This is a genomic window from Wolbachia endosymbiont of Atemnus politus (assembly GCF_013309895.1).
This window is the reverse complement of sequence record NZ_JAAXCS010000051.1, coordinates 1-8,928: the sequence shown is the minus strand read 5'-3', so window position 1 is coordinate 8,928 and position 8,928 is coordinate 1. Positions and strand designations below refer to the sequence as shown.

5 protein-coding genes, 2 tRNA genes and 6 pseudogenes are annotated in these 8,928 nt (G+C 34.3%); 6 read left to right on the top strand and 7 right to left on the bottom strand.

Translation table 11 applies throughout. From position 1 onward, the window contains the following. The first annotated feature begins 35 nt into the window (after nucleotides 1-35). Nucleotides 36-107 (top strand) — tRNA-Thr (locus HET73_RS04345). Nucleotides 108-805: 698 nt separating this feature from the next. Here the strand turns inward: HET73_RS04345 and HET73_RS10090 are convergent. Beyond that, nucleotides 806-1,788, bottom strand: a pseudogene (locus HET73_RS10090) (transposase); the annotation flags it as partial. A gap of 127 nt (nucleotides 1,789-1,915) precedes the next feature. Here HET73_RS10090 and pgk point away from each other — a divergent pair. The 3 genes and pseudogenes from pgk to HET73_RS04320 form a co-directional block, all read left to right on the top strand. Continuing rightward, nucleotides 1,916-2,282: pseudogene (gene pgk, locus HET73_RS04325) on the top strand (phosphoglycerate kinase); the annotation flags it as partial. A 37-nt stretch (nucleotides 2,283-2,319) separates the two neighbouring features. After that, complete coding sequence (locus HET73_RS08250) at nucleotides 2,320-2,439, top strand: hypothetical protein (protein ID WP_343033084.1); 120 nt, start codon at nucleotides 2,320-2,322, stop codon at nucleotides 2,437-2,439. Nucleotides 2,440-2,644: 205 nt separating this feature from the next. Further along, nucleotides 2,645-3,430, top strand: a complete 786-nt coding sequence (locus HET73_RS04320; RefSeq protein ID WP_246210122.1) for a hypothetical protein — start codon at nucleotides 2,645-2,647, stop codon at nucleotides 3,428-3,430. A gap of 591 nt (nucleotides 3,431-4,021) precedes the next feature. Here HET73_RS04320 and cysS read toward each other — a convergent pair. The 4 genes and pseudogenes from cysS to HET73_RS04300 form a co-directional block, all read right to left on the bottom strand. Further along, nucleotides 4,022-5,374: pseudogene (gene cysS / locus HET73_RS04315) on the bottom strand (cysteine--tRNA ligase). A gap of 7 nt (nucleotides 5,375-5,381) precedes the next feature. Then, nucleotides 5,382-6,033, bottom strand: a pseudogene (locus HET73_RS04310) (exopolysaccharide biosynthesis protein). A 329-nt stretch (nucleotides 6,034-6,362) separates the two neighbouring features. Next, a pseudogene (tatA, locus tag HET73_RS04305) lies at nucleotides 6,363-6,531 on the bottom strand (twin-arginine translocase TatA). 175 nt (nucleotides 6,532-6,706) lie between these two features. After that, nucleotides 6,707-7,411, bottom strand: a complete 705-nt coding sequence (locus HET73_RS04300; RefSeq protein WP_174133957.1) for an ATP-binding cassette domain-containing protein — start codon at nucleotides 7,409-7,411, stop codon at nucleotides 6,707-6,709. A 120-nt stretch (nucleotides 7,412-7,531) separates the two neighbouring features. Here HET73_RS04300 and HET73_RS04295 point away from each other — a divergent pair. Both HET73_RS04295 and HET73_RS04290 read left to right on the top strand, forming a co-directional pair. Continuing rightward, nucleotides 7,532-7,605 (top strand) — tRNA-Arg (locus tag HET73_RS04295). A 212-nt stretch (nucleotides 7,606-7,817) separates the two neighbouring features. Next, nucleotides 7,818-8,048, top strand: a complete 231-nt coding sequence (locus HET73_RS04290) for a GIY-YIG nuclease family protein (RefSeq protein ID WP_410543550.1) — start codon at nucleotides 7,818-7,820, stop codon at nucleotides 8,046-8,048. Between the two features lie 179 nt (nucleotides 8,049-8,227). Here the strand turns inward: HET73_RS04290 and HET73_RS04285 are convergent, their stop codons facing one another. Together HET73_RS04285 and HET73_RS04280 are read right to left on the bottom strand one after the other, a co-directional pair. Continuing rightward, on the bottom strand, nucleotides 8,228-8,380 hold the full coding sequence (locus HET73_RS04285) for a hypothetical protein (RefSeq protein ID WP_174134079.1): 153 nt from the start codon (nucleotides 8,378-8,380) through the stop codon (nucleotides 8,228-8,230). A 61-nt stretch (nucleotides 8,381-8,441) separates the two neighbouring features. Then, a pseudogene (locus HET73_RS04280) lies at nucleotides 8,442-8,928 on the bottom strand (hypothetical protein); the annotation flags it as partial.

Genomic DNA, 8,928 nt, shown 5'->3' with positions numbered 1-8,928 from the left:
TGCTTATATATTACAAACTGGCATCGTTGAGAAGTGCCTTGGTAGCTTAATAGGTAGAGCACCCAACATGTAATTGGAAGATTCGGGTTCATGTCCCGGTCAAGGCAAATTTTTAATTCTTTCTTCGATGTCACTTTGCAATATATAAAATTATTAACTATAGCTATTATACAACATTTTTCTGAATTTTTCAATAAATTAAAGCACCAACTTAACGCTGGTGCATTTTTATAGAAAAAGTCTTAGCTTGAACTTTTTTAATACGGTAATCGCCAACACGTAATCTAAAATATCCTCTAAATCTGCCAGATAATGGTTTTTCTAACTTAGTTGGGCTATCCCTAAGACGCTCTCCTGTATTGCCTTATTTACTCTTAACTCTATCGTTACTGGTAGATATCTTTCAATAACATTCTTTAAAAATTTAATTTTGTAATCCACTTGATGATCAACATCTCCACTTGACGTCTTCGTAATCAACTGTTTCTGCATTTGGAGTATTGCGCTTAATAGAAAGTTCTGCTAGTGCAATGTCTTTCTCATGTTCAATTGCTTCTTGCATAAACTTCTATGCTAGCTCTTGGACTGACTTGTCTTTTACTTTGGCCAGACGAGCAAGATCCTCCAGAATTTCTTTGCTAAAAGTTATACTAATTCCTGAATCAGCCATAAGTTTTACCAAAGTCTACACTATAGTTATTATACAACATTTTTCTGAATTTTTCAATAAATTACTGTATGCTAAAACTGACCTTACCCAGAAAAAGTGGAGAGAAAGTTTGGAATGTTTTTTTACGAAAAGAATAAATTGTTCTGGAATGCAATAGTTAATAGTGGAGTGTATATGTTGTTTGTTATAAAAAAATTCTATGTATTCAAATATGGCAGTTCTAGTTTGTTGAGCAGAGTGTTGTAAAGTATCAAAAAGTATTTCCCTTTTCAATGAGCTAAAGAAGCTTTCTGCGACAGAATTATCGTAACAACAACCTTTATGCTGGGTATAGATACCCAGTAGATATTTTTGAAGTATATTGTGAGCCTTGATCGCTATGTAACAGTAGATTTTCAGGGAGTGTTAACAGCTATAAGCAAAGAATCCACAATTAATTACTCATATGCGTCCTGCCAAAACCTTCCTTGGTTTTTATGTAAGTAATATCAGTCTTTATTTGAACGATAAAGTTTTGATCTAGTATATTGGGAGCAACAGCTCTATTATTCGTTTGTTTTTGTTTATTAGTTTTAAACTTTCTTCTCAGTATAGCCCTGATACTATTTTTCTGCATAATGCTTTGCACTGTTTTCAAATTGCAACTTTTGCCTAAAGCCTTTATGAATTTTAAGAGCGCCATATCTACATCTAGAAATATTTTTTGAATAGCTGTTTTTATTTGCTGATTCTCTACTGCTCTTGTAGTCCACTTATACTAGAAGACACGTTCAAAACGCTACATAATTCCTGAACTTTATAGCAGTTACTATATAAAAAGATATTTTACTATTTGTGACTTACAAAATATCCCAGGGCTTTTTTAAAAATGTCTCTCTCCTTTTGCTAACTTTCTTTGTAAATCAAGGCGCTCTTTGTCATAAGGAGCTCTGTTACCTCTACCAGGGAATACATCTGCTACAGACTTTTTTTCGTTGTGTTTCTTTATCCATTTTCCTAATAAACCACCCTTTATTCCTAAATCATTTGCTATTTTTGTAATCGTTTGACTTTCCTTTCTTTGTTCATTTGCCAGCTTCCAATTTGAATTCTGCTGTATATTCTCTTACCATTTCCAAAATTTTATTCTTCCCAAAAAAAAACTCCTTCCTTTCTCTCCACTTTTTCTGGGTAAGGTCATCAGCGTCCTTCATATAACTGCAAAACTTTACTTTAGGTTAAACTATTGTATAGCTTTAGTTTTATATGAACATGCCTAGCATAGAAAATTGTGATTTTCACGATAAAACTGTCCTGCTCAGAGTTTATTTCAACGTTCCTATAAAAAGTGGAAAATTTCATGATGCCACTCGTATTTTGAGAGCGTTGCCTACCATTCAACACTTGGTAAATGCAAGTGCAAAAATTATTATTGTATCACATTTGGGACGCCCAAAAACCAAAGACGATAATCTATCGCTAAAAAAATATAGTTGAAACTTTTTCGCGGCTGTTAAACAAAGAGGTGAAGTTTGTTGATGATTGCATTGGTGAAAGAGTACAAAGAACAGTAAGTGCAATGGGTAGAGGAGATATAATATTAATGAAAAATCTTAGGTTTTATAAGGAAGAATAACAGAACGACTCAAGCGAAAGTTCAAGTAGATAATGTGGTTGAAGAGCTACAGAAACTGAATGATTATTCTATAGGCATAGAAATTGTGAATACAGGTCTTGAGCCCTTTCCAGAGGAGCAAATGAAATCTTTTGTACCTCATGAAACGCTTTAAGATTAGAAAAGATATGATATTTAGTCACGCTGAGATAGGCACTATAGTGTACAACTCAGCCATTGAGGGCTACGCAATGCATAAACTCGATCCACATAATTTGTTTGATTGGTAGTTATTAGAGAAAAATGGCATCGGACTGCATATAGGTGATAGAATCAGTTCTCAAGACGCAGAACAAAAAGTAAATTAGGTTTTGTGTAAGATGGGTGATAAAGGTGAAAGTATTTTGAAATTAAAAAAACGATTAAACAATTTTTTAAATAAAATATTACCTTGGGATGACAAAGAAGGTAACGCTGACAATAATGCCGGCTACTCAGATGAGTTTGATGAAAATATTGCGTGGGTCATCAATCAATTGTCAATGCGCCATTTACAAAAAGAAATTAGAAAAGACTTGCTTCTAAAATTAGAACGGGAAGATATTCTGCCTGAATTTTTAAGTGAATATGGCAGTTGTGTTTCCAACAAATTCCTATCTTTTGGTAATAGAATTAAATCGATTTTACAGCCACCATTTTTCGATGAAGAGGATTACAAGCGCTTATTATCTTTTCTTGCACAATATGAAAATAATATTTCTTCTGATGCGTTTTCTACGCTCGTGTACAAGATCAAGCTGTATTACGACTCTTATCTAAGATATAATATAAGATCTTCGCTTTATATGCCATTTAAGATTAATTCATTTGCAAAGTTAGACATTTTAAAGAATGAAATATTGTCTTTAAAGTCTGTAAGCCTTGAAAAAGCTGCAGAAGTATCAAGTTTAATTGATGAATTTAGGTCAGGAGTTTTATCTGATTTCCAAAATTTTGAGAAGCAATGGTTTCAAGAATTTAAGGACACTTGGAAACAAAAATTTATACCGAATATCGAAAAGCAAATGTCTTGGACTGTACTGCATGAAACTATATTTAGAAAGGGCAAAGAAAGGGGTTTTGAAAACTTATTGAAAAGAAGTTGGCTAGGATGGTTAACAAAGTAAAAACACTGAGATTTAACTTAAAATAACCTGATAAAACCCGAATCGCACTTCCAAGCGCTGGTACCCACGAAAGCAATGCAACTGTACCAATCAGTAGTTTTTTTACAAATTTTTGCGTTGTGTGCTCGTTCTCTAATTTGGGATGTGAGTTCCTGATAGAGACTGCTACTGTACTCGAAACTATTTGAACAGTAATGGTGGAGTATAACAAATAGGGAAAGCTGGATGGAATAATGAACGAGGTATGGAAGTTTAATTTAAAATAAACTTGAATCACACTTTCAAGTGCTGGCACGCTAGAAAATAATACAGCTACACGAATTAGTAGGTTTCTTACGGTTTCTGATGTTGTGTGCTCATTCTGTAATTTATGGTATAAGTTCCTGGTGGAGAGAGCGTCATTGTATCCCAAAACCAATTGACTATTTCGCCAAGGCTTGATCCCAATTCTCCAAAAAGTAGCGTAAGTAGTGGATTGTAATACGACTTGAAACACAACATAGCATAAAGCACTAAACCTTGATGTATAGGTAAGATCAACGATGATTCTTGGTTATCTGTAAACTACAGGAGATAACTTTCCATATGAACTTACCAGGTCGTTGAACCATCTTCATTGTCAGAAATTGTAACCCCCATTTGTTTCAACTGTTCTCTTATTTTATCTGCAGTATCATAATCTTTATTTTGTTTTGCCGTTCTTCTTAAATCTATCAATCTATCTATTTCTTGACGACTCACACCAGCAGCAAACCACTCTTCATAACTTGACCTGAGAAGACCAATAAATCATGCGCTCTTAACAAAACTTTCAACTAACTTGAGTTTCTCATTTTCGTCACTCATCTTGTTGATTTTTGTGGCCATTTCATGCAACGTAGCTAAAGCTTCAGGAAAATTTACGTCATTTTAAAAAAAAAAAGCCTCTATAAAATCTTTAGATACTTCCGCATCACTCTTCTCAACACATGTACCACGTAATAATCGATAAAACTTGTTTGAAGTTTCCTGTGATTAAGAAATGATGTTTTCTGTCCAATCGAGTGGTTTTCTATAGTGAGTTTTAAGTAGTGCGTAACGTATTACTTCGCCCTTTATTCCACTCTCCAGTAGGTCCCATACCTTGACTATATTGAATAAAGACTTGCTTATTTTCTCTTCATTGACTGTTAGAAACCCGTTGTCTACCCAATATTTTGCAAAGATTGACCCGGCAAATGCAGATTTTCTCTGTGCAATTTCATTCTCATGGTGAGGAATTTTCAAGTCTATACCACCACCATGGGTGTCAAAATCTTTGCCAAGGTAGGTACATGACATTGCTGAGCATTCAATATGCCACCCTGGACTTCCTTCTCCCCATGGACTATTCCAGTAACTTGAAAGTTTGTAGTCAATATCACTTGCAGGCTTCCACAGTACAAAATCTCCTGGGTGCTTTTTATTTTCACCAATTTCAACTCTACTGCCATGATCCAATTCATCATTTTTTTTTCCTGATAAAGCGCCATACTCAGCGTAAGATTCAGTACTGAAATATACATGTTTATTGGATTCGTAAGCATGACCAAACTGCAGTAAACATCCAATTAATTTAATAATGCAATTTATATTTTCCGTTGTTTTTGGCTCATGTGTTGGTTCTGCACAATTTATGCTTCTCATGTCTTCATGAAAAGCTTTGTGTAATATGTGCTGATGTTTCTATATTGCTATTTTTCTCATTTGCTGCATTGATTATTTTGTCAATATCGGTTATGTTGCGCACATAAGTAACTTTGCCATAACAAAATTTAAGTAGCTGAAATAGCACATCATAAACAACAACAGAACGTGCATTGTCTATGTGTGCCGGATCGTATACCGTTGGTTCGCAAACATACATTTTTACATGATCTTTATCGATCGAGGTAAAGGGCTCTTTTTTGTTAAAGTGTTGTAAATCTTAACCTTATACAAAACCTTTTAGAAAAGAAAATACTCCAAATATGAGCTGTGGTCCTTTAACTATTAAAACAAGTGAAAGTAATAAACCGCACAAAGATACTAGGACTCCCAGTATAGAGAGAAGTCCATCTTTACTCATAATACCAAGTGAAATGAGAGTCGTACCGATTGCAGGAATAAAGTTGGTTAAGGGCAATGGAATGGCTATCGATAATGCACAAAGCAGCATTATAAAAGCTATAATTTTCTCACCAGGCTCGTATAAAATGAAAGGCATTCTTGGTTTCATGAACTTTTCTATTTTTTTTAATGCAGGTGAAGTTTTTTTCTACCACAAGAGCTAGTGTTGAACGTTGAAAAGACTTTCTTTCCAACCAATGAGGCATCCAAGGAGAATCAAACCCAAACAAAAGCTGCAATGAAAATAAGATTAGAGGTATAGAATGAATAGTAGTATAGCCAGGTGGAACCGGTATAGGTACTAATAGCGGCAAGGAGAAGATGATTATTAAAATACAAAATCCGCGCTACTGTAAAGCTGTTTTAATATCAAACAATGTCACTTTACAATCATTAGCGTTATTAGTATCTGCAACCTCTTTTAGAATATCTGAAGCTAATTTTTTATTTTCGGTCAGTTTATCACTTTTTTGCACGATCACTCTTTAACAAAATAATTCTTTCTAGGTAGCATAATTATTGCTATATTTCAACATTGATTTTTCATCCATACCAGAGATTTATCCTCGTTTTAAGATGTTGTAAACACGTTTTGAGTACAGTGAATGCTCCTGTTGTAAGCTGTGATCCTTTACAACAAGAGTAAGTAGCCAATGCATATAATGATATTTAACTTCCAATATGGAGAATAATCCATCTTTGCCCATGATGCCAAGCAAAACGAAGATTGTGCTGAATTTTTTAGTTTGACTATGTTTTTAAACAAATGACACGCACTAGACGCGTGTCATGAAGTATGAAGACGCTAACGATCTGGTTCATTAGATGATAGATTCTCTGAGTGTTTAAAGTTCTTGTTTAAGATTTTTAATGCCTTTTCCTAGATCACCCATAACTTGTGGCAACATACCTGCGCCGAACAGAACTAAGATTATTATTAAGACTAGAAACAATTGCCATGGCCCTAAACTCATTTGTACCTCCATTTAAAATTTTAGAAATTGAAACCTGACTGAAGTCAAGCAACACATAAATTATATCACCTTTATTTAATTATAGGTCAAAATTTTTCGATCTATTCTATAACAGTTTCAGATTAGATTATTTTCATGCAACAAATGTACCGTCAAATGGGAGCTCCTCGCCTAATTATAGAGTAGAGGAGAAATCGCTAAATAGCCTTAGGCCTGTATCGCTGGAAACTCCTGATTGAATAATTTGGCCGCTTTTAATTACGTAGATAAAATCAGCAACTTTCAATGCTTCTTGTGGGTCATGAGTTACCATTAGTACAGGAAAGTTTTTACTTTTAAAAAGAGACAATATATGTTGTCTTGTTTGACACTTGAGCAGTATATCTAAATTAGAAAATGGCTCATCGAGCAACACAACATCAGGGTTTTGTGCCATTACTCTTGCTATTGCAACTAATTGTTGCTGCCCTCCCGATAGAGCGTTAGAATATATGTTTTCATATTTTTCTATGTTTAATAGATTCAAAATTTCCAATGCAGTAAGGTACTTTTCTTTTTTGGAAAAACTACGAATAGCAAAAGTTATGTTCTCTACTACTGTTTTGTGAGGGATTAGTGCAGAATGTTGAAAAATCAATCCGACATTTCTGTGCTCTATTGTAATTGATACGTTATTGCTTGCAACTAACCTATCATTTATAAAGATGGTGCCAGATTTTGGGTTTTCTATTCCTGCAATTAATTTCAAAATCGTCGACTTGCCGCAACCTGAGTGCCTCATTAAGCATACGACATTTCCTCGTTTTACTTCAATGATTATATTGCTTAAAGCAAAATCATCTTGATTGCTATAAGAATAACTAATGTTGTTAACTAGCATCAATTTAAACCGTATTATTAAATATAATAGCATTATACTCAAGAAATATACAGAAATGTTTTTGTTGTTGTAAGTTGGTTATACTAGAGATATAGAAAAAATACGAGCTATTAAATACACGGGACTATAGCTCAGTAGGATAGAGCGTTGAATTCCTAATCTGAAGACCGTGCGTTCGAATCGCACTAGTCCCATTACACCCTAACTGTTGTGATTTCAGGAGAAACACAAAAAACCCCTTCCCACCAAATTAAAAACTCGCACCACGGGTTGCCTTTTTTTCATTTGGTAAATTTCTTAATGTTTTAGTTGCAATTATAAAACGAGTAAAAAGATATCATCCCAGTGCTCCTATGATGTCATTTCAGTGCTTGACACTGGGATCCAGTAAATTTAGTTACTATATATGAAAAGTTACTATATTTACATACTCGCAAGTGAGCGCAATGGAACCCTTTATATAGGTATAACGTCAAATTTGATTAAACGAATTTGGGAGCACAAAAATAAAGCTGTCTCTGGTTTCACATCAAAGTACAGTGTTTGTAAATTAGTCTATTCTGAAAAGTTTCAAGACATAAATTTAGCAATTAGTAGGGAAAACAACTTAAAAGCTGGCAGAGGAAATGGAAAATAAACTTAATTGAGCAAACAAATCAAGAATGGAAAGATTTATATGATGGAATCATATAAATAATGCTGGATTCCAGTACTGGTCGTCCTTTCTTCTGGCTGGGGTGACACTAAAGGAGTTGGTAGAGCCAGTGCCTTGGTTATAAAAGCCCTGGTTGAGTGTGAATTTCCTGACGTTATTGCTTAGCATGCATTAAAACGGCCACTACTTCTCATACCCTCTCCTCTAGAAAATGGCTCAGTTTCAATATAATCCATTTCTGAATCTGGTTCAGAGTTCAGGTCACTACAAGCGCTTGTAGTGTTGTCACAATGTCTATCACTAGTTCCCGGCATATCAGCAAAATTAGGATTGCCACCAAGAAACCCTGGCCTAATTCCAGCGGGAGCATCTCCATTAGGTAACCCATACGCAGGAGAATATGCAGCACTCTTTTGAGGAGGATCGACTCAAGTTACGTCTCTTAAATTTTTCAAGGTTAACTGCAAATTCAAAGTTTCCATTTATTTCATTATATGGAATTGGAGACTCCATAATTTTAGGAAGTAAACGAGCGATCTGTTTGTTAGAAAAGGCATATAATGGTCCCGAACAACAGTTAGGATTCTGGGACTTTTCAGTCTTACCTATAACATTACTTATATGATCAGCGAAGAAAAAACGATTAATGTGTAATGAATCTATATCATTTATAGGATAAAATTTACCACCCTTTCCTTCTTGTAAAGGTATATGGACAAAACTATTACCATTTTTTATCTCCTTTTTATCTGTAAAGACATCCAAATCATAGTAATCAATGATCTTACCTGTCCATTTATAAATTAGGTCGTTAAGAATGTTTTTAAAATTTTCAATGGAGGTACAAATGAGTTTAGGGCCA